This window comes from Pseudomonas sp. R3-41 (assembly GCF_054161485.1).
On sequence record NZ_CP096421.1, the window covers coordinates 5820886 to 5841122 of the forward strand.

The 20237-nt window shown below is 61.7% G+C and carries 20 protein-coding genes, 2 pseudogenes and 1 riboswitch; of the genes and pseudogenes, 11 read left to right on the top strand and 11 right to left on the bottom strand.

Going from position 1 to position 20237, the window contains the following annotated elements; all coding sequences use genetic code 11:
* Window positions 1-63 precede the first annotated feature (63 nt).
* The 3 genes and pseudogenes from M1D99_RS25175 to M1D99_RS25185 all read left to right on the top strand — a co-directional run bounded on the left by M1D99_RS25175 (window position 64) and on the right by M1D99_RS25185 (window position 2908).
* Window positions 64-1029 (top strand): 2-hydroxyacid dehydrogenase, encoded by a 966-nt coding sequence (locus tag M1D99_RS25175; RefSeq protein ID WP_458130938.1) that lies wholly within the window; start codon window positions 64-66, stop codon window positions 1027-1029.
* A gap of 33 nt (window positions 1030-1062) precedes the next feature.
* A complete protein-coding gene (locus M1D99_RS25180) occupies window positions 1063-2061 on the top strand; it encodes a class I SAM-dependent methyltransferase (RefSeq protein ID WP_186730422.1) in 999 nt (332 codons plus the stop codon).
* A 49-nt stretch (window positions 2062-2110) separates the two neighbouring features.
* Window positions 2111-2233: riboswitch (yybP-ykoY riboswitch) on the top strand.
* Window positions 2234-2322: 89 nt separating this feature from the next.
* Window positions 2323-2908 (top strand): annotated as a pseudogene (locus M1D99_RS25185) (TMEM165/GDT1 family protein).
* A 121-nt stretch (window positions 2909-3029) separates the two neighbouring features.
* Here M1D99_RS25185 and M1D99_RS25190 read toward each other — a convergent pair.
* The gene (locus tag M1D99_RS25190) at window positions 3030-3845 is read right to left on the bottom strand and encodes a M48 family metallopeptidase (protein ID WP_186708870.1); all 816 of its coding nucleotides are present in this window, start codon (window positions 3843-3845) and stop codon (window positions 3030-3032) included.
* A gap of 1304 nt (window positions 3846-5149) precedes the next feature.
* On the opposite strand from M1D99_RS25190, the pseudogene M1D99_RS25195 reads away from it, so the two are divergent.
* Window positions 5150-5344 (top strand): annotated as a pseudogene (locus tag M1D99_RS25195) (HAMP domain-containing protein); the annotation flags it as partial.
* A gap of 114 nt (window positions 5345-5458) precedes the next feature.
* Complete coding sequence (locus M1D99_RS25200) at window positions 5459-6202, top strand: methyl-accepting chemotaxis protein (protein ID WP_408003314.1); 744 nt, start codon at window positions 5459-5461, stop codon at window positions 6200-6202.
* A 756-nt stretch (window positions 6203-6958) separates the two neighbouring features.
* Here M1D99_RS25200 and hisC read toward each other — a convergent pair.
* From hisC to M1D99_RS25250, 10 genes are all read right to left on the bottom strand, one after another.
* Window positions 6959-8011 carry a histidinol-phosphate transaminase gene (gene hisC, locus M1D99_RS25205; RefSeq protein ID WP_458130939.1) on the bottom strand — a complete coding sequence of 351 codons (1053 nt, stop codon included), beginning with the start codon at window positions 8009-8011 and terminating at the stop codon, window positions 6959-6961.
* A gap of 1 nt (window position 8012) precedes the next feature.
* Complete coding sequence (hisD, locus tag M1D99_RS25210; protein WP_186708860.1) at window positions 8013-9350, bottom strand: histidinol dehydrogenase; 1338 nt, start codon at window positions 9348-9350, stop codon at window positions 8013-8015.
* Between the two features lie 123 nt (window positions 9351-9473).
* Complete coding sequence (gene hisG, locus M1D99_RS25215) at window positions 9474-10109, bottom strand: ATP phosphoribosyltransferase (protein ID WP_434572303.1); 636 nt, start codon at window positions 10107-10109, stop codon at window positions 9474-9476.
* A 125-nt stretch (window positions 10110-10234) separates the two neighbouring features.
* Window positions 10235-11500 (bottom strand): UDP-N-acetylglucosamine 1-carboxyvinyltransferase, encoded by a 1266-nt coding sequence (gene murA, locus M1D99_RS25220; RefSeq protein ID WP_186708857.1) that lies wholly within the window; start codon window positions 11498-11500, stop codon window positions 10235-10237.
* Between the two features lie 22 nt (window positions 11501-11522).
* Entirely contained in the window at window positions 11523-11762 is a 240-nt protein-coding gene (locus M1D99_RS25225; protein ID WP_007953556.1) for a BolA family protein, read from the bottom strand.
* A 115-nt stretch (window positions 11763-11877) separates the two neighbouring features.
* Window positions 11878-12183, bottom strand: a complete 306-nt coding sequence (locus M1D99_RS25230) for an STAS domain-containing protein (protein WP_186730418.1) — start codon at window positions 12181-12183, stop codon at window positions 11878-11880.
* 8 nt (window positions 12184-12191) lie between these two features.
* Window positions 12192-12845 carry an MlaC/ttg2D family ABC transporter substrate-binding protein gene (locus tag M1D99_RS25235; RefSeq protein WP_092333293.1) on the bottom strand — a complete coding sequence of 218 codons (654 nt, stop codon included), beginning with the start codon at window positions 12843-12845 and terminating at the stop codon, window positions 12192-12194.
* A gap of 11 nt (window positions 12846-12856) precedes the next feature.
* Window positions 12857-13324, bottom strand: a complete 468-nt coding sequence (mlaD, locus tag M1D99_RS25240; protein WP_003178020.1) for an outer membrane lipid asymmetry maintenance protein MlaD — start codon at window positions 13322-13324, stop codon at window positions 12857-12859.
* Window positions 13324-14121 (bottom strand): lipid asymmetry maintenance ABC transporter permease subunit MlaE, encoded by a 798-nt coding sequence (gene mlaE / locus M1D99_RS25245; protein WP_186708834.1) that lies wholly within the window; start codon window positions 14119-14121, stop codon window positions 13324-13326. The genes mlaD and mlaE overlap by 1 nt, the downstream gene beginning before the upstream one ends.
* Window positions 14121-14930 carry an ATP-binding cassette domain-containing protein gene (locus M1D99_RS25250; protein WP_092205009.1) on the bottom strand — a complete coding sequence of 270 codons (810 nt, stop codon included), beginning with the start codon at window positions 14928-14930 and terminating at the stop codon, window positions 14121-14123. Before M1D99_RS25250 ends, mlaE begins: the two co-directional genes overlap by 1 nt.
* A gap of 272 nt (window positions 14931-15202) precedes the next feature.
* Between M1D99_RS25250 and M1D99_RS25255 the strand changes: the two genes are divergently transcribed.
* The 6 genes from M1D99_RS25255 to M1D99_RS25280 all read left to right on the top strand — a co-directional run bounded on the left by M1D99_RS25255 (window position 15203) and on the right by M1D99_RS25280 (window position 20194).
* On the top strand, window positions 15203-16177 hold the full coding sequence (locus M1D99_RS25255) for a KpsF/GutQ family sugar-phosphate isomerase (protein ID WP_186708801.1): 975 nt from the start codon (window positions 15203-15205) through the stop codon (window positions 16175-16177).
* Complete coding sequence (locus M1D99_RS25260; protein WP_186708798.1) at window positions 16178-16702, top strand: KdsC family phosphatase; 525 nt, start codon at window positions 16178-16180, stop codon at window positions 16700-16702.
* Between the two features lie 7 nt (window positions 16703-16709).
* Window positions 16710-17279 carry an LPS export ABC transporter periplasmic protein LptC gene (gene lptC / locus M1D99_RS25265; RefSeq protein WP_186730417.1) on the top strand — a complete coding sequence of 190 codons (570 nt, stop codon included), beginning with the start codon at window positions 16710-16712 and terminating at the stop codon, window positions 17277-17279.
* Window positions 17266-17811: a lipopolysaccharide transport periplasmic protein LptA gene (lptA, locus tag M1D99_RS25270; protein WP_186708793.1), complete on the top strand. Its 546-nt coding sequence runs from the start codon at window positions 17266-17268 to the stop codon at window positions 17809-17811. The genes lptC and lptA overlap by 14 nt, the downstream gene beginning before the upstream one ends.
* Window positions 17811-18536 carry an LPS export ABC transporter ATP-binding protein gene (gene lptB, locus M1D99_RS25275; protein ID WP_018614004.1) on the top strand — a complete coding sequence of 242 codons (726 nt, stop codon included), beginning with the start codon at window positions 17811-17813 and terminating at the stop codon, window positions 18534-18536. The genes lptA and lptB overlap by 1 nt, the downstream gene beginning before the upstream one ends.
* Before the next feature lie 164 nt (window positions 18537-18700).
* Window positions 18701-20194 carry an RNA polymerase factor sigma-54 gene (locus M1D99_RS25280; RefSeq protein WP_186708766.1) on the top strand — a complete coding sequence of 498 codons (1494 nt, stop codon included), beginning with the start codon at window positions 18701-18703 and terminating at the stop codon, window positions 20192-20194.
* Window positions 20195-20237 lie beyond the last annotated feature (43 nt).

Genomic DNA, 20237 nt, shown 5'->3' on the forward strand with positions numbered 1-20237 from the left:
AGCATTCCATCTGATAGGCTCGCCACATTACGCCTTCGGTTCTAGACATAAAAGGTACAGCTGATGACGAACACCGCCCGCGCCGTTTTCCTCGACCATCCTTCCCTGGACCTCGGCGACCTGGACCTGGGCCCGCTGCGCAGCTGCTTCAGCGAACTGCAACTGTTCGCCCGGACCGCGCCAGACCAGGTGACCGAGCGGCTCAAGGGCGCCACCGTGGCAATCACCAACAAAATCGTGATCGATGCCCAGGCGATGGCGGCCAGCCCGGACTTGAAGCTGATTCTGATCAGTGCCACCGGCACCAACAATGTCGACCTGGCGGCGGCCCGCAGCCACGGCATCACCGTGTGCAATTGCCAAGGCTACGGCACGCCATCGGTGGCCCAGCACACGATCATGTTGTTGCTGAACCTGGCGACGCGCCTGGCCGACTATCAAAAAGCGGTGGGTGAAGGCCGCTGGCAGCAAGCTTCGCAGTTCTGCCTGCTGGACTATCCGATTGTCGAACTGGAAGGCAAGACCCTGGGCCTGCTCGGCCATGGCGAGTTGGGCAGCGCCGTCGGGCGGCTGGCCGAAGCCTTTGGCATGCGTGTGCTGCTGGGGCAGATCCCCGGGCGCCCGGCCCGCCCCGACCGCTTGCCGCTGGAGCAATTGCTGCCACACGTCGATGCCCTGACCCTGCACTGCCCACTCAATGAGCACACCCGCCACTTCATCGGCGCCCGCGAACTGGCATTGCTCAAGCCCGGTGCGTTCGTGGTCAACACCGCCCGTGGCGGCCTGATCGACGAACAGGCGCTGGCCGAGGCCCTGCGCAGCGGCCACTTGGGCGGCGCCGCCACCGACGTGCTGAGCGTGGAGCCGCCGGTCCAAGGCAATCCGCTGCTGGCCGGCGATATTCCACGCTTGATCGTCACCCCCCACAACGCCTGGGGCAGCCGCGAGGCGCGGCAACGGATCGTCGGCCAAATGAGCGAAAACGCCCAAGGCTTTTTCAGCGGTACAGCGCGGCGTGTCGTCAGTTGATAAACTGCCGCACTTTTTTTCAAGGAGCAGACCATGGATCCGCGCAGTGAAGTACTGCTTCGTCAGGCCGAGTTATTCCAGGGTTCGGTGTTGTTGGCCGGCCTGCCCGCCGACGACCTGCTCGGCCGTTTGCCCGAGGCCCATGGCTGGTGCTGGCATGCCGGCGATCAGGCAGCGCTGGATGCTCGTTTCCCCGAGCGCAGCCACTTTGGCGTGAACGTCCCCGAGCATGGGTTCGACACCGCCGTGGTATTCCTGCCCAAGGCCAAGGACCTGACCGATTACATCCTCAATGCCGTGGCGGCGCGCCTGGCTGGTCGTGAAGTGTACCTGGTGGGGGAAAAACGCAGCGGCATCGAAGGGGCGTCCAAGCAGCTCAACCCGTTCGGCAAGCCGCGCAAGCTCGATAGCGCACGGCATTGCCAGCTGTGGCAGGTCACGGTCGCGAATGCGCCCGAGGCCAAGCCGCTGGAAAGCCTGGCCCAGACCTACGAACTGCCCCTGGCCGAAGGCCCACTGACAGTCATCAGCCTGCCCGGGGTGTTCAGCCATGGCCGCCTGGATCGCGGCAGTGCGCTGCTGTTGGAACACCTGGATAAACTGCCCAGCGGGCATCTGCTGGACTTCGGCTGCGGTGCCGGGGTGCTGGGGGCGGCGGTCAAGCGACGCTACCCGCACAATACCGTCACCCTGCTGGACGTGGACGCTTTTGCCGCCGCCAGCAGTCGCCTGACCCTGGCCGCCAATGGCCTGGAAGCCGACGTGCTGACCGGTGATGGCATTGACGCCGCGCCGATGGGTTTGAGTGCGATCTTGAGCAACCCACCGTTCCATGTGGGCGTGCACACCGATTACCACGCCACAGAGAACCTGCTGCGAAAAGCGGCCAAACATCTGAAAAACGGCGGCGAACTTCGGCTGGTTGCCAATAGTTTCCTCAAGTATCAACCATTGATCGAAGAGCATCTGGGCGTGTGCGCAATCAAGGCCGAAGGCCAGGGCTTTCGCATCTACCGGGCCAAGCGTGGCTGACATGTTTTAGGAAACAGCACTTGCCCAATCGGATTTGCCTAGGCAGAATCCGCTCCGTCCTAGGGGAGTAGTCTCCCGCGAGCGCCATGCTCGCCCGGCATACGTCAACATACTTGGTCAGCAGACCATGGCGTATGCGGCCCAAGCGTCCACGCAGATGGTCGCTGGGTTTGACAAGACCTATGACACGCACACCTTACCCGGGGCGGGAAGGCTGTACGTGTCATAGCCGTGTCGACCCGCCCCTTTAGGAATTCCCTGATGCTGGACTCACTCCTGGTACCCACGGCGATCGTTGCGCTGGCCGAAATCGGCGACAAGACGCAATTGCTCGCGCTCATCCTGGCGGCACGCTTTCGCAAACCCTGGCCGATCATCGCTGGCATCGTTGCCGCGACCCTGGCCAACCATGCGGCGGCCGGCGCGGTCGGCGCCTGGGTCAGCGGTTTTTTTCTCCGACGCGGTCCTGCACTGGATACTGGCGGCCAGCTTCGCGGCCACGGCACTGTGGACCTTGGTCCCGGACAAACTGGACGATGAAGAAGCCAACACGGCCCGCAAGTTCGGACCGTTCCTGACCACGCTGATTGCGTTCTTCCTGGCGGAAATCGGCGACAAGACCCAGATCGCCACGGTGATGCTCGCCGCGCAATACCCGGAGCTGTGGCTGGTGATCATCGGCACCACCGTGGGCATGTTGATTGCCAACGTGCCGGTGGTCCTGGCGGGCAATTTCGCCGCCGAGAAGCTGCCCCTGACCCTGATCCGCCGCCTGGCCGCCTCGGCGTTCTTCGTCCTGGCGATCGTGGCGGTGTACAAGGCGATGCAGAGCAGTGGGTGGGTTTGAGACTGTGTCACACCTTGGGCAGAGGATAACTGTGGGAGCATAGCTTGCTCGCGATAAACGATGACGCGGTCTGATTGACGTCCGCGTCGCCCCTGTCGCGAGCAAGCTTTGCTCCCACAGCTTACTTCTTGGCCTGCTGATACAGCGGCATCACCTTCGGAATCGCCGCCTGCAACGAAGCGATACGGCTGCTCGACGACGGGTGGGTGCTCATGAATTCCGGTGGCGCGCCTTCCGACGCCTTGGCCATCTTGTTCCACAAGGTGATCGCGGCGTTCGGGTTATAGCCGGCGCGGGCGGCCAGTTCGAGGCCGATCAGGTCGGCTTCGTTCTCGTTGCCACGGCTGTTGGGCAAGGTCATGCCGTAGTTGGCGACGGTGTCGGCCAAGGCCAGGCTGTCCTGGCCGAGGCCGAACAAGGCACCGGCGCCCTGCTTGGCCATTTCGATGCCGTAGGCCTTGGACATCGCTTCGCGCCCGTGCTCGCGCAGGGCGTGGGCGATTTCATGACCGATGATCGCGGCGATCTCATCGTCGGTGAGCTTCAGCTGATTGATCAAGCCGGTGTAGAAAATGATTTTCCCACCAGGGCCGCAGCTGGCGTTGAGCTCGTCGCTCTTGATCAGGTTCACTTCCCAGTTCCATTGCGCCGAATCCGGACGGAACACCGGCGCCTGGGCGATGAGTCGACTGGAGATGGCCTGGACGCGCTTGGCATCGCTGCTGGTCTTGTCCAAGACGCCCTGGGCACTCGCCTCGCCCATCGTCTTTTGATAGGACTGGGCATACATCTGGTTGACCTGGTCGGTCGACAGCATGCTGAACATGTACTGCTTGCGCTCCACACCCACGGCTCCGCCGCTGGTGGTATTGACCGACTGGCAACCGGCGAGCAGCAGCGCCGCGCTCAGAGCACTCACCATCAATGTCTTGTTCATGTAAAAGAAGCTCCCTGGAAACGTGGGCGTATCCTAGGCCTTGATTTGTGTCGGCGCCAGATACACAGCGAGGGGATTACGGTTTTTTTGGACAGAACCACCGCGCCCATTTGCGACACCCACCTAGCCAAAACAGTCACCCGACGAACAGCGCCTCATGCCGCGCCACGGAAACGCCGATAAAGATCCCAGACGTCATTTCCGCGTCCGGAGTCTTTATGAAATTCAGATCGATCCAGTTTTCCGTGGCCGCCCTGGCCGGTGCCATCGTGCTCAGCGTGGTCGGCGCCCTTGTGCTGTACGCGCTGTTTGCCGGTGCCCGCACCCAGGAGATGGTGCAACAGCGAACCAAGGCGCAGTTCGAACAACTCATCGAACAACGCCTCAGTGCCTTGGCGCGCACCCAGGCCAGCCTGATCCAGCGGGAACTGGAAGCCCCGCTGTTGCTCGCCCGCGGCCTGGCCACCCCGAATGCCTTGATGGGCATGAACGGCGCGGACGGCAACCCGCAACTGAAGGTGCCCCGCGAGCAGATGATCAGCCTGTTGCGCGAAACCGTCGTACGCAACCCGAAAATCCTCGGCGCCTACATCGCCTGGGAGCCGAATGCCATCGACCGCGACGACGCCAATTACGTGGACAGCCCGGTGCTGGGCATGGAAACCAACGGGCGTTTCCTGCCCTGGTGGTTTCGCAACCAGGACGGCTCCCTGGGCCTGGAAAAGCTCGCCGATGTGACCGATCAAAAACTGCTCTCCACCGGCATTCGCGCCAGTGAGTACTACCTGTGCTCCCAGGACAGCAAGAAGGCCTGCGTGATCGATCCGGCGCCCTACCGCGTCGGCAGCACGATGACCATGCTCGCTTCGTTCATCGAACCGATCATGATCGAGGGCAAGTTCCAGGGCATCGTCGGTGCCGACCTGTCGGTGAACTTCATCCAGGACATGCTCGTGGCCGCCGACGGCAAGCTGTACGACGGCGCCGGGGAAATGGCCTTGCTCTCAAGCAACAACCGGCTGGTGGCCTTCACCAAGGACCCGAGCAAACTCGGGGAAAAGGCCAGCGACCTGCTGGACGCCAACGAACTGGATAACCTGACCAAACTGGGCGTCGGCGAAGTGCGCTACGACATCGACGAAGCCCATGGGCATATCGAGGTGTACATGCCGTTCGGCATCGGCGAGACCAACGCCCGCTGGACGCTGATGCTGCAACTGCCGCTGAGCGCGGTCATGGCCGACCTGCAAGCCTTGCAGCAAGACCTCGACCATCGGCGCCAGACCGACATCTTCGGCATGGCGATGGTGGGCCTGGTGATTGCCGGGATCGGTCTGCTGGTGATCTGGCTGGTGGGCCACGGCATCGCCCGGCCACTCAAGCAAATGGTGGCGATGCTCGATGACATCGCCCAGGGCGAAGGCGACCTGACCCGTCGCCTGGTGAGCGACCGCGCCGACGAACTGGGCGCGATCGCCAGGGGCTTCAACACCTTCCTGAGCAAGTTGCAGGGCATGATCACCCAGGTGGTGACCTCGGTGCAGAGTGTCAGCGATTCATCGGAGCACACCGCTGACATCGCGATCCGTACCAACCAAGGTGTGCATAAGCAGATGTCGGAGATCGATCAGGTCGCCACGGCCGTGCACGAAATGACCGCCACCGCCCAGGACGTGGCCCGCAACGCGACCCAGGCCGCCCAGGCCGCCAGTCATGCGGACCAGGCTGCCAGCCAGGGCATGCAGATCGTCCGGGACACTTCCACCTCCATTGGCGCCCTGGCCGTGGAAATCGGCAAGGCGGTGGGTGTGGTGCAGACCCTGGCCAAGGACAGCGAGAACATCAATGCGATCCTCACTGCCATCCGCGGGATCGCCGAGCAAACCAACCTGTTGGCCCTCAACGCAGCCATCGAAGCCGCCCGGGCCGGTGAACAGGGCCGTGGTTTCGCGGTGGTCGCCGATGAAGTGCGCAACCTGGCGCAGAAGACCCAGCAGGCGACTGAAGAAATCCAGGCAATGATCCAGCAACTGCAACAAGGCACCCGGGATGTGGTTCGGGTGATGGAAGACAGCCAGCATCGCACCGATGAAAGCGTGCAGCATGCGGCGAAAGCGGCCCAGGCCTTGGAAACGATTACCCAGGCGGTGTCGGTGATCAACGACATGAACACCCAGATTGCCAGCGCTGCCGAGGAACAGAGCGCCGTGGCCGACGACATCAACCGCAACGTGATCAACATCGGGCAAGTGGCGAACGAAGTGGCCAGCGGTGCCGACGAATCCAGCGCGGCCAGCGCCGGCCTGACCAAACTGGCAGAGCAGCAGCGGCGGCTGATCAACCAGTTCAGGGTCTGATCCTAAGGCCCCATCGCGAGCAGGCTCGCTCCCACAGGGGGATTTGCGGAGGAATGCAGATCTTGTGTACACCACAAAACAACTGTGGGAGCGGGCTTGCTCGCGAATGCGTCAGTTCAGCCTACATTGAAGTGCCTGACACTACGCCTTCGCGAGCAAGCCCGCTCCCACAGGGGGGATTTGCGGCGGTACGCAGATCTTGTGTACACCACAAAACAACTGTGGGAGCGGGCTTGCTCGCGAATGCGTCAGTTCAGCCTACATTGAAGTGCCTGACACTACGCCTTCGCGAGCAAGCCCGCTCCCACAGGAGGGATTTGCGGGGGAGTGCAGATCTTGTGTACACCACAAAACAACTGTGGGAGCGAGCCTGCTCGCGAATGCGTCAGTTCAGCCAGCATCGAAGTGCCCTGACACACCGCCTTCGCGAGCAAGCTTTGCTCCCACAGGAGGGATTTGCGGCGGTACGCAGATCCTGTGAACACCACAAAACAACTGTGGGAGCGGGCTTGCTCGCGAATGCGTCAGTTCAGCCTACATTGAAGTGCCTGACACTACGCCTTCGCGAGCAGGCTCGCTCCCACAAGGGGATTTGCGGGGGAATGCAGATCTTGTGTACACCACAAAACAACTGTGGGAGCGAGCCTGCTCGCGATGGCGTCGGGTCAGCCTACATTGAAGTGACTGACACTACGCCATCGCGAGCAAGCTTTGCTCCCACAGACTCCACAGATTCCACAGGCTCAGTGCAGGGTTTCAGAGTTCGCCGAGGGCTTCGATCAGGGCCTGGTTCTGCTCCGGCGTGCCGATGCTGATCCGCAGGAATTGGGCAATCCGCTCCTGCTTGAAGTGCCGCACGATCACGCCCTGCTCCCGCAGTTTCGCCGCCAGCCCTGCCGCGTCGTGCCGGGGGTGGCGGGCGAAGATGAAGTTGGCCGCCGAGGGCAATACTTCGAAGCCCTTCGCTTCCAATTGATCCACCACCCACTCACGGTGTTCGATGACCAATCGGCAGGTCCGGTCGAAATGCTCGCGATCATCGAACGCCGCTGCGCCGCCGACATTCGCCAGGCGATCCAACGGGTAGGAGTTGAAGCTGTTCTTGATCCGCTCCAGCGCCTCGATCAGGTCCGGATGACCCACCGCCAGGCCCACGCGCAGCCCCGCCAGCGAGCGGGACTTGGACAGGGTCTGGGTCACCAGCAGGTTCGGATAACGATCCACCAGGCTGATGGCCGTCTCGCCGCCGAAGTCGATATAAGCCTCGTCGACCACCACCACCGAATCCGGGCTGGCCTTGAGAATCCTCTCGACCGCCTCCAGCGCCAGCAGGCAGCCGGTCGGCGCGTTCGGGTTGGGGAAAATGATCCCGCCGTTGGGTTTGGCGTAGTCGGCCGGGTCGATCTGGAATTGCTCATCCAGCGGCACCGCCTCGAACTGAATACCGTACAGGCCGCAATACACCGGATAGAAGCTGTAGCTGATGTCCGGGAACAACAGCGGCTGGTCGTGTTGCAACAAACCGTGAAAAATGTGCGCCAGCACTTCATCCGAACCGTTACCCAGGAACACCTGGTTGCCCTGCACGCCGTAATAGCGGGCCACGGCGCCTTTCAGCAGGTCGCTGTTGGGATCCGGATACAGGCGCAGATTGTCGTTCAGCTCGGCCTGCATCGCCGCGAGGGCCTTGGGCGATGGGCCGTAGGGGTTCTCGTTGGTGTTGAGCTTGACCAATCGGGTCAGTTTCGGCTGTTCACCCGGCACGTAGGGCACCAGGTTCTTGACGAACGGGCTCCAGAATTTACTCATTTCAGTTCCCCTGCCGTTCAACGGATGGCTCATCAAGAATACGGTACTCGGCGCTGCGGGCGTGGGCGCTCAGCGATTCGCCACGGGCCAGCACCGAAGCGGTCTTGCCCAGTTCGGAGGCACCCTGCTCGGAGCAGAAGATGATCGACGAACGTTTTTGGAAGTCATACACCCCCAGAGGCGACGAGAAGCGCGCGGTGCCGGACGTCGGCAATACGTGGTTAGGGCCTGCGCAATAGTCACCCAGGGCCTCGCTGGTGTGGCGGCCCATGAAGATCGCACCGGCGTGGCGGATCTGCGGCAACCAGGCCTGCGGGTCGGCGACCGACAACTCCAGGTGTTCCGGCGCGATGCGGTTGGCGACTTCGATGGCCTGCGCCATGTCATCGACTTTGATCAGCGCCCCACGGCCATTGATCGACGTGTTGATGATCTCGGCGCGGTCCATGGTCGGCAGCAGCTTGTCGATGCTGGCGGCAACCTTGTCGAGGAACTCCGCGTCGGGGCTGACCAGGATCGCCTGGGCGTCTTCGTCGTGCTCGGCCTGGGAAAACAGGTCCATGGCGATCCAGTCCGGATCGGTCTGGCCGTCGCACACCACGAGGATTTCCGAAGGGCCGGCGATCATGTCGATGCCAACCTGGCCAAACACGTGGCGCTTGGCGGTGGCGACATAGATGTTGCCCGGGCCGACCACCTTGTCCACCCGTGGCACGCTTTCGGTGCCATAGGCCAGCGCCGCCACGGCCTGGGCACCGCCGATGGTGAACACCCGGTCCACGCCAGCGATGCACGCGGCGGCCAGCACCAACTCGTTGATCTCACCTCGCGGGGTCGGGACGACCATGACCACTTCGGTCACGCCGGCGACCTTGGCCGGGATGGCGTTCATCAGCACCGAGGACGGATAGGACGCCTTGCCCCCCGGCACATACAGGCCGGCGCGGTCCAGCGGGGTGACCTTCTGGCCCAGCACCGTGCCATCGGCTTCGGTGTAGCTCCAGGAGTCCTGTTTCTGCCTTTCGTGATAATCGCGCACCCGAGCCGCAGCTTTTTCCAGGGCTTCGCGCTGGGGCACAGTGATCCGGGTCAAGGCCAGTTCCAGGCGCTCGCGCGGCAGGATCAGGTCGGCCATGGACGCCACTTGCAGGCCGTCGAATTTCTGGGTGAACTCCACCAGGGCGGCATCGCCACGCTCGCGCACGGCCTTGATGATGTCCAGCACCCGCTGATTGACCGAGTCGTCAGACACGCTTTCCCAGCTCAGCAGATGATCCAGATGATGTGCGAAATCCGGGTCGGCAGCGTTGAGTCGGCGAATCGAAGTGGGAGCGGTCATAGCGAGGGCCTCATTAATGGCAAATGCTCAGGCGCCCTAAGCTACCAGTCCATTCGCGTGGGCACCTGAGAAAATTGGCTATGACACGGATAGACGGGCGCGACTCAAGGTCGCGCAGGTGAATCAGCCGCGGTGTCGCGATTCCACTGCCTTGCGCAGGGTATCGATCAGAGCCTGGATACGAGCATGTTGCATTTTCATCGACGCCTTGTTGACGACCAGCCGGGAGGTGATGTCAGCGATGAAGTCCTGGGGTTCCAGGCCGTTGGCCCGCAGGGTGTTACCGGTGTCGACCACGTCGATGATCTTGTCCGCCAGGCCGATCAGCGGCGCCAGCTCCATCGAACCGTACAGCTTGATGATATCGACCTGACGACCCTGCTCGGCGTAATAACGCTTGGCGATGTTGACGAACTTGGTCGCCACCCGCAGACGCCCCTTGGGCTCCGGCGTGCCGACTTTCCCGGCAGTCATCAGCTTGCAGCGGGCGATCCGCAGGTCCAGGGGCTCGTACAGGCCCTGGCCGCCGTATTCCATCAGCACGTCCTTGCCGGCGACGCCCAGGTCGGCGGCGCCATGTTCCACGTAGGTCGGCACGTCGGTGGCACGCACGATCAGCAAGCGCACGTCGGCCTGGGTCGTGGGGATGATCAGCTTGCGGCTCTTGTCCGGATTCTCGGTCGGCACGATGCCCGCTTCAGCCAGAAGCGGCAGGGTGTCGTCAAGGATGCGGCCCTTGGACAGTGCGATGGTCAACATGGGAAACGTCAGTCCTTATCAAGGTACTCATGCCCGGTCGCAAGCGGCGCCGGACACACATCGAGGGTGCAAACACCCTCGACCTGAAAATCAACGGGCACATCCTTGTGCCCATGCAGCCGGAACTAGCCCGGTACGCGGCGGATCTTGGCGCCGAGCATCTGCAGTTTCTCTTCGATGCACTCGTAGCCACGGTCGATGTGGTAGATGCGATCGATCAGGGTATCGCCTTCGGCAACCAGGGCCGAGATGACCAGGCTTGCCGAAGCCCGCAGGTCGGTGGCCATGACTGGCGCACCCTTGAGCTTCTCGGTGCCCGTGACGATGGCGGTGTTGCCTTCGACCTGGATCTTGGCGCCCATGCGGTGCAGTTCGTAGACGTGCATGAAGCGGTTTTCGAAGATCGTCTCGATCACCGCGCCGGTGCCTTCGGCAATGGCGTTGAGGGAGATGAACTGCGCCTGCATATCGGTGGGGAACGCCGGGTACGGCGCGGTCCGCACGTTGACGGCCTTGGGCCGCTTGCCGTGCATGTTCACTTCGATCCAGTCTTCGCCGCAGGTGACTTCGGCACCGGCCTCCTTGAGTTTTTCCAGGACGGCTTCGAGGATGGTCGGATCGGTGTCCTTGACCTTGACGCGGCCACCGGTGACGGCAGCGGCCACCAGGTAGGTGCCGGTTTCGATCCGGTCCGGCATCACCTTGTAGGTAGCCGAATGCAGGCGTTCGACACCATCGATGGTGATGGTGTCGGTGCCGGCGCCGCTGATCTTGGCGCCCATGGCGATCAGGAAGTTCGCCAGGTCGACCACTTCAGGCTCGCGGGCGGCGTTCTGCAGCACGCTGCGGCCCTTGGCCAGTGCGGCAGCCATCATGATGTTCTCGGTACCGGTCACGCTGACGGTGTCGAAGAAGAAGTGTGCACCGCGCAAGCCGCCTTCCGGCGCCTTGGCCTTGATGTAGCCGCCTTCGACGTCGATCACCGCGCCCATGGCTTCCAGGCCACGGATGTGCAGGTCCACCGGACGCGAGCCGATGGCGCAACCGCCAGGCAAGGCGACTTCGGCTTCACCGAAACGGGCGACCATCGGGCCCAATACCAGGATCGATGCGCGCATGGTTTTCACCAGCTCGTACGGGGCGATCAGGGTCTTGATGGTGCGTGGGTCGATCTCGACGCTGAGCTTCTCGTCGATCACCGGCTCGATGCCCATGCGGCCGAACAGCTCGATCATCGTGGTGATGTCGTGCAGGTGCGGCAGGTTGGCTACAGTCACAGGACCGTCGCACAGCAGGGTCGCGGCCAGGATTGGCAGGGCGGAGTTCTTTGCCCCGGAAATACGGATTTCGCCATCAAGACGAGCGCCGCCGGTAATAATCAGTTTATCCATAAGAATCTCGAGGCCCTTGGGCTCAGGTGCGCTCGGCCCAGGCCGCGCTGCTGAAAAATTTCATCGTGACCGCGTGGATGCTGCCATCGGCGATCCATGGGTTCAAATGGGCATAGATGCTCTGCTGACGCTTCACTGGACTCAACGCCGCCAGTTCATCGCTGATTACGTTCAGCTGGAAATTGCAGCCTTCGCCTTCAACCTCCACCTGCGTACCAGGCAGCTTTCCTTCAAGGAAGCTCTTCACTTCTACAGCCTGCATGCTCAACCTCAATCGGCGCCCTGTGCGCGCGGGTCGCACATCATACAAAAAAGCCCCGCGCCTGCGAACCCCGCGAAGCAGGACTCTGACAGAGGGGCTTTTCCAACAATGTGGGTCAGGGGTGCACCAACAGCTCGGTCAGCTCGCTGACCTGGGCTATTTCGCGCATGTCTTCGGGCATCCCACGGATGCTCCACGTTTTGCCGGCCGCCTTGGCGTCCCGCATGAAACACAGCAGCAGCGACAAGCCGACACTGCTGGACTTCTGCACCGCCGAGCAGTCAATGACCACCTCGGCGCCGCCAATGGACTTGATCAGCGCCTGGCCCTGCTTGCGCAGGGCCGGCCCAGAGCGGTAATCCAACACGCCGCTGAGCAGCAGCTCACCGGCCCCGCCCAGACGAACGGCCGATTCACTCACCGACTCGATCATTGTTCCTGCTTCTCTTTGGCTTCTTCGGTCACTTCCTTGGCCTTGGCGACTTCACCGGCCCAACCGTCGATGGTCTTGTCCAGGTCGTTGCCATTGCGCTGCATGGCGTCGGCGAACTGATCGCGGAACAGCTTGCCGATGTTGATGCCGTTGATGATCACGTTGCGCACCTTCCACTCGCCGTTGATCTTCTCGAGCGTGTAGGACACCGGGTAGACCGCGCCGTTGTTGCCCTTGACCTGCATGTCGACGCTGGTGCGAGTGCCGCTTTCATCCTTGGCCGGGGAAACGGTGATGCCCTGGTTGTTGTACTCCAGCAAGGCGTTGCCATAGAACTGCATCAGGCTGCGCTTGAAGTTCTCCTGGAAGCGGGTCATCTGCGCCGGGGTGGCCTTGCGCGAGTACTTGACGGTCATGATGCTCTTGGAGATGCCATCGGCGTCCACCACAGGGCCGACGATGCCGTTCAGTGCGTCATAGAACGCGCTGGGGTCCTGCTTGTATTTCTCTTTGTTGGCGGCAAGGTCCGCCAGCAACCGGGTGGTCGTGTCCTGGATGATGTCATGGGCCGAAGGCGCGGCCACGGCGTTGGCCATCAACGGCAGTGCCGCGAGCAGCACCAACAGGCTACGTCGCAAGATAGAGATCATTCAAAAGCTCCTCATTTGGCGTCTTTGCTAACGGTATTGAGCAGGAATTTACCGATCAGGTCCTCGAGCACCAGGGACGACTGCGTGTCGTGGATGACGCCACCGTCCTTGAGCACGGTGTCCTCTCCACCCACGCTGATGCCAATGTACTTCTCGCCCAGCAGCCCAGCCGTGAGGATAGATGCAGTGGAGTCAGTCGGCAGGTTGTCCACGCGCTTTTCCAACTGCAGCGTCACCCGACCGGTGAAATCCTCGCGGTTCAGATCGATTGCCGTGACCTTGCCGATGGTCACACCGGCCATGGTCACCTTGGCTCTGACCGTCAAACCGGCGATATTGTCGAAGTTGGCATAAAGTTTATAAGTATCGGTGCTTGCCGTCGGCGCCAGTCCACTGACCCGCAGGGCCAGCAGCAGCAAAGCCAGGATGCCAGCCAGCAAGAAAAGGCCGACACCGATTTCCAGGGTGCGGTTTTGCATCAGAAATCTCCAAACATCAAGGCGGTCAGAATAAAGTCAAGGCCCAGGACCGCCAGCGAGGCGTACACCACGGTCTTGGTTGTGGCACGGCTGATCCCCTCTGAAGTGGGCTCACAGTCATAGCCTTGAAACACGGCGATCCAGGTCACGACGAACGCGAACACGGCACTTTTGATCACGCCATTGAGGACATCGTCGAGGAAATCGACGCTGTTCTGCATGTTCGACCAGTAGGAACCTTCATAGACCCCCAGCCAGTCGACGGCCACCCAGGAGCCGCCCCAGATCCCCACGACGCTGAAGATCATCGCCAGCACCGGCAGGGAAATGAAGCCGGCCCACAGGCGCGGGGCAACGATGTACTTGAGCGGGTCGACACCGATCATTTCCAGGCTGGACAGCTGCTCGGTGGACTTCATGTTACCGATTTCAGCCGTCAGCGCCGAACCGGCCCGCCCGGCGAACAGCAGCGCGGTCACCACGGGGCCTAGCTCGCGCAGCAGCGTCAGGGCGACCATCTGCCCGACCGCCTGCTCCGAACCGTAGCTGGACAAAATGCTGAAGCCTTGCAGTGCCAGCACCATGCCGATGAAGATCCCGGAGACGACGATGATCACCAGGGACATCACGCCCACCGAGTGCAACTGCTTGACCAGCAGGCCAAAGCCGCCGCCCGTCGAGTTGCGACCGAGCAAGGCGTGCATCAAAAACAGCGAGGAACGGCCCAGCACCGCGACCACGTCGATGCCGGAGCGACCGAACAGGCGAATTCTTTCCAACAGTGATTTCTTGCGCATCAGCGCTTCCCCAGCAGATCGGTACGGTAATCCGTGGCCGGGAAATGGAACGCCACCGGCCCGTCCGGATCACCCTTCATGAATTGGCGAATGCGCGGGTTGTCCGAATCCGCCAGTTCCTGCGGCGTGCCCTGCCCCAGCACCTGCCCATCGCCGACCACATAGATGTAGTCGGCAATGCTCGCGGTTTCGGCCAAATCGTGGGAGACCACGATACTGGTGATGCCCAGCGCATCATTAAGCAGGCGGATCAGGCGCACGAGCACACCCATGGCGATCGGATCCTGGCCGACGAAGGGCTCGTCGTACATGAGGATCTTCGGATCGAGGGCAATCGCCCGCGCCAGCGCGACACGACGCTTCATGCCACCGGACAGCTCGTCCGGCATCAGGTCGATGGCGCCGCGCAGCCCGACGGCCTGCAATTTGAGCAGGACGATGTCGCGGATCATTTCTTCCGGCAGGTCGGTATGGACCCGCAGCGGGAACGCCACGTTCTCGAACACATCGAGGTCGGTGAACAGCGCGCCGCTCTGGAACAACACCCCCATGTGCTTGCGCGCATCGAACAGGTCGCTGCGAGACAATTGGGGAAGATTCTGGCCATTGACCCAGACTTCGCCGGCGCTGGGACGCAGCTGCGCGCCCATCAGCCGCAGCAGCGTGGTCTTGCCACACCCGGAGGGCCCCATGATGCCGGTGACCTTGCCCCGTGGTATGCGAATATCGATGTCATTGAAAATGCTGCGCGTCCCTCGCTTGAAGGACAGTCCCTTCAGCTCGACCGCGTAGGCGTTGTCGGCACTCATCTAAACTCCTTGCGATGCAGCCTCACATTCGAATGCCTTGGGCAGCCGACAAGCGTCGCTACCGCCGGCAGCGAACCGGCGGCGAACTATATCACTGCAACAGCGAAGCGCCCAAGGCCAACGGCCCCGCCGTTAAGCCTGGCTTAAGGTAAAAAGTCTGATATTACGTCGAACCTTGCAGCCGCCAGCACAAAGCATGACGAACTTACGTGAGGGAATTGTTCATTGCCGCTATAATCGCCGCCTTTTCATCGGGCTATACGATTTCTGACATGAACCAATCCAGCGACCTGATTCAATCGGCACAACGTACCATCCGCCTCGAGCTTGAAGCCGTGCAAGGCTTGCTGGCCCATATCGACGCTGATTTCGTACGCGCCTGCGAGATGATTCTGGCCAGCAAGGGCCGCGTGGTCGTGGTCGGCATGGGCAAGTCCGGGCACATCGGCAACAAGATCGCCGCCACCCTCGCCAGCACCGGCACCACGGCCTTTTTTGTCCACCCGGCCGAGGCCAGCCACGGCGACATGGGCATGATCACCCGGGACGACGTCATCCTGGCCTTGTCCAACTCCGGCTCCACCAATGAAATCATCACGTTGCTGCCGTTGATCAAACGCCTGGGCATCCAGTTGATCAGCATGACCGGCAACCCGGACTCGCCGCTGGCCAAGGCCGCCGAAGTGAACCTCAATGTTCATGTCGAACACGAAGCCTGCCCGCTGAACCTGGCGCCGACCTCCTCCACCACCGCAGCCCTGGTCATGGGCGACGCCCTGGCCGTGGCGCTGCTGGAGGCCCGGGGCTTCACCGCGGAAGACTTCGCCTTTTCCCATCCCGGTGGTGCCCTTGGCCGTCGCCTGCTGCTGAAAGTCGAAAACGTGATGCACGCCGGCCAGGCATTGCCACAGGTTGTGCGCGGCACGCTGCTCAAGGACGCGCTCATGGAGATGACCCGCAAGGGACTGGGCATGACGGTAGTGCTGGAAGCCGACGGCAAGCTCGCCGGGATCTTTACCGACGGCGACCTGCGCCGCACCCTGGACCGCGCCATCGACATCCACAGCGCGACCATCGAGCAAGTCATGACGCCCCACGGCAAGACCGCCCGTGCCGAGATGCTCGCCGCCGAGGCCCTGAAAATCATGGAAGACCACAAAATCAGTGCCCTGGTCGTCGTCGATGGCGAAGACCGTCCGGTGGGCGCCCTGAACATGCACGATTTGCTGCGCGCGGGAGTCATGTAAATGAACACAGACCTGTTGCAACGGGGCCAAGCCATCAAGCTGGCCGTGTTCGATGTGGACGGCGTACTGACTGACGGTCGCCTGTATTTCCTCGAAGACGGCAGCGAGTTCAAGACCTTCAACACCCTCGACGGCCAAGGCATCAAGATGTTGATGGCCGCCGGCGTGCAGACCGCTATCATCAGTGGCCGAAAGACCCCGGTGGTCGAGCGGCGCGCGAAGAACCTCGGCATCCCGCACCTTTACCAGGGGCGCGAAGACAAACTGGTGGTGCTGGACGAACTCTTGGGCCAACTCAACCTAAGCTATGAACAAGTGGCCTATCTCGGTGACGACCTGCCGGACCTGCCGGTGATTCGCCGGGTCGGCCTGGGCATGGCCGTCGCCAACGCGGCCAGTTTCGTGCGCGAGCACGCCCACGGAATCACCACGGCGCGAGGCGGCGAAGGTGCCGCCCGCGAATTCTGTGAACTGATCCTGCGCGCCCAGGGCCGTCTCGAAGCGGCCAACGCCGCGTACCTGTGAGCCATTTATGCTGAGCAAAAAGATTCGCACCGTTGTGGTGTTTGCCTGTATCGCGGCGATTTTCGCCGCGGTGGGCTATTGGAACATCAGCCCTGAACGGTTTCTCGACCAGCCTGCGGCCCAAGTCGAGGAAAAGATCGACTGGTACGCGACCAACACCCACACCCTGCAGTACCTGCCCGACGGCAAAGTGCAATATGAGATGACGTCCGACAAGGTCGACCACGTCAAGGCCACTGACATTACGCTGGTCACCAAGCCGGACTTGAACATATTCCGCGGCACCGATTTTCCCTGGCATGTGCAGAGCGAGCACGCCGAAGTCAATTCCGGTGGCACCGAAGTGGAACTGATCGACTCGGTACGCATCGCCCGGACCGACGAAAAAAACCGTGCGACCATCATCACCAGCACACGCATGACGGTATTCCCGCAGCAAGAATATGCGCAGACCGAGCAACCCGTTAGAATCGACGGCGCCGGGGGTGTATCGACCGGCACGGGAATGAAGGCGTATTTGAAGGAAAGCAGGATACACCTGCTATCGAACGTAAGAGGACAGTATGAAGCTCGCTAAAACCCTCCCTATTTTGCTCAGTCTGGGCGCAGCACTGGGAAGCGCGAGCGCCTGGGCTCTTCCCACCGACCGCGACCAGCCTATCCGCATCCAGGCCGACGACGCGCAACTCGACGACAAGAATGGCGTCGCCACCTATAAAGGCGACGTGATCATCACCCAAGGCTCGATGAAGGTCACCGGCAACACCGTGACCATCACCCGCACCCAGTCCGGCGATATCGACGTGGTGACCTCGGTGGGCAACCTGGCCTATTTCGAGCAGATGCAAACCGCGGGCGACACCAAGCCGGTACAAGGCTACGGCGTTACCATCCAATATCACGCCTCCCAGGATCGCGTGGTCCTGATCGACCGCGCCAAGGTCGTCGACAAGGACAACAACGTCACCCAAGGCGAGAAAATCGTCTACGACACCAACAAGAAACTCGCCAGCGCCGGTCGCGCCACCGGCAGCAAGGTGACCGAGCAGCGTCCGCGGATCGACATGGTGATCCAGCCTAAAAAGAAAACCGAGCAGAAGGCCCAGTAATGGCAACTCTGAAAGCTCAGCACTTGGCCAAGAGCTACAAGAGCCGTCAAGTCGTGCGTGATGTCAGCCTGTCCATCGACAGCGGCCAGATCGTCGGCCTGCTCGGCCCCAATGGCGCGGGCAAGACTACTTGCTTCTATATGATCGTCGGCCTGGTCCAGGCCGATCAGGGTCGCGTACTGATCGACGACCTGGATGTCAGCCACCAGCCGATGCACGGCCGCGCGAAGGCCGGTATCGGCTATTTGCCGCAAGAAGCGTCGATCTTCCGCAAACTGTCGGTGGCCGACAACATCATGGCGATCCTCGAGACCCGCAAGGAACTCGACAAGGCCGGCCGTCGCCAGGAGCTGGAAAGCCTGTTACAGGAATTCCACATCAGCCACATTCGCGACAACCTGGGCATGAGCCTGTCTGGTGGTGAACGGCGTCGCGTGGAAATCGCCCGCGCCCTGGCCACCGCGCCGAAATTCATCCTGCTCGACGAACCGTTCGCCGGCGTGGACCCGATCTCGGTGGGGGACATCAAGCAGATCATCCATCACCTCAAGGCCAAGGGCATCGGCGTACTGATCACCGACCACAACGTGCGCGAGACGCTGGATATCTGCGAAACCGCCTACATTGTCAATGACGGCCAGTTGATCGCCGAAGGTGACTCCGCTGCGATCCTGGCCAACGACCTGGTCAAGGAAGTGTACCTGGGCCATGAGTTCCGCCTGTAAGCACACGTGTCTGGCGAATTGCCGGGGCGTCGTTTAATTTTATTATGGCGACGCTCTAGGCAAACACTTCAGTTTCAGGCATATAATTTGCTTAAGTTTGGCGCTTCGGCGCCCTGTAGTGGATGGCGCATGTGCGCCGGCGAATAAGGTGTTAAGCCCCTGCCATGAAACCATCGCTAGTCTTGAGAATGGGCCAGCAGCTGACGATGACACCGCAGCTGCAACAGGCCATCCGCCTGCTCCAATTGTCGACCCTGGACCTGCAACAGGAAATCCAGGAGGCCCTGGAGTCCAATCCGATGCTCGAACGCCAGGAAGAAGGCGACGACTTCGATAACACCGATCCGCTGGCCGACAACGTCGAGCAGAAGACCAATACCGAGATCCCGGAACCGTCCTACCAGGAAGCCGCCCCGACGGTGGACAACCTCGAGGAAGGCGAATGGAACGAACGCATTCCCAACGAGCTGCCCGTGGACACGGCCTGGGAAGACGTCTACCAGACCAGCGCCAGCAACCTGCCAAGCAGCGATGACGACGAGTGGGACTTCACCACCCGCACCTCTGCCGGCGAGAGCCTGCAAAGCCACTTGTTGTGGCAACTGAACCTGGCGCCGATGTCCGACACCGATCGCCTGATCGCCGTGACCCTGATCGATTGCATCAACAACCAGGGCTACCTGGACGAGACCCTCGAGGAGATCCTCGAAGCCTTCGACCCCGAGCTCGACATCGAGCTGGACGAGATCGAAGCCGTCCTCCATCGCATCCAGCAGTTCGAGCCGGCCGGCATCGGCGCTCGCAACCTGGGCGAGTGCCTGTTGCTGCAATTGCGCCAGTTGTCCGCCAAGACACCGTGGCTGGCCGAAGCCAAGCGACTGGTCACCGATTACATCGACCTGCTGGGCGGTCGCGACTACAGCCAACTGATGCGCCGCATGAAGCTCAAGGAAGATGAGCTGCGCCAGGTCATCGAGCTGGTGCAGAGCCTCAACCCGCGCCCCGGCTCGCAGATCGAATCCACCGAGCCTGAGTACGTGGTGCCCGACGTGATCGTGCGCAAGCACAATGATCGCTGGCTGGTGGAGCTCAACCAGGAGTCGGTGCCCAAGCTGCGCGTCAACGCCCAGTACGCTGGCTTCGTCAAGCGTGCCGACACCAGCGCCGACAACACCTTCATGCGCAATCAGCTGCAGGAAGCCCGCTGGTTCATCAAGAGCTTGCAAAGCCGCAACGAAACATTGATGAAAGTTGCCACCCAGATCGTCGAGCATCAGCGCGGCTTCCTGGAGTACGGCGATGAAGCGATGAAACCGTTGGTCCTGCATGACATTGCCGAAGCCGTGGGCATGCACGAATCGACGATTTCCCGGGTGACCACCCAGAAATTCATGCATACCCCCCGGGGCATCTATGAATTGAAATACTTTTTCTCCAGCCACGTCAGCACCTCCGAAGGCGGCGAATGCTCGTCCACGGCCATCCGCGCGATCATCAAAAAACTGGTGGCTGCGGAAAATCAGAAAAAGCCGTTGAGTGACAGCAAGATCGCTGGTTTACTGGAGGCACAAGGCATTCAGGTGGCCCGCCGTACCGTCGCCAAGTACCGTGAATCCCTCGGGATCGCGCCTTCGAGCGAGCGCAAGCGGTTGATGTAACAAGGCCACGCCACAGCGTTCCAGTGGCAGGCATTTCTGCCTG